This is a genomic window from Vibrio sp. 1580 (assembly GCF_033340055.1).
Genome location: NZ_JAWOVT010000664.1, coordinates 1 through 531, shown reverse-complemented (window position 1 = coordinate 531; position 531 = coordinate 1). Strand labels below are relative to the sequence as shown.

Genomic DNA, 531 nt, shown 5'->3' with positions numbered 1-531 from the left:
TAGCACCGTGACTCGGTCGGTGTGGTGTCCTCTACCAGTCAGTGATAAAGAGCCATATAAGTCAACTTGCACCCGACGCACTTTCGCCATAGAGTCGCTAAGTAGTTGAGTGAAATGGAATCCGGCGAGCATAGGACCGTTAGTGTGGGAGCTGGATGGCCCAACACCGACCTTAAAAATATCGAAAATCGACAGCATAATTGACTTCCTTCAGCAATGAACCTTTCATAGGTCTCTAGAACAATGTTGTTAACTAGATGTTAATGCCTGTAAGGCGGTTGGCAAAGAAGATTTTTGTAACTATGCCAAAGACCACACAACAGTGACTTTGTCGCAGGGGAAATTGAGAGAGAAGTATGAAGTTAGGTAACGTGGTCATCGTACTAGGTAAGCGATTGGTTAATAACCAATTGAGTGCCGAAGGCATCTCGAGAGTCGAAGCTCTAGCCGCTAAGATCCGCGAAATGCCAATGGAGAATACTGCTCTCGTATTTTGTGGTGGAAAAACGCAAGGACAAAGCATTTCGGAAG

Annotated in this window: 1 protein-coding gene and 1 pseudogene; one reads left to right on the top strand and one right to left on the bottom strand. The window is 45.6% G+C overall.

Features of this window, described 5'->3' with window-relative positions; genetic code table 11:
• Nucleotides 1-198: serine dehydratase beta chain (locus tag R7093_RS27730; protein ID WP_318147343.1), on the bottom strand; the 198-nt coding region annotated here is incomplete at its 3' end.
• A 158-nt stretch (nt 199-356) separates the two neighbouring features.
• Here R7093_RS27730 and R7093_RS27725 point away from each other — a divergent pair.
• Nucleotides 357-531, top strand: a pseudogene (locus tag R7093_RS27725) (YdcF family protein); the annotation flags it as partial.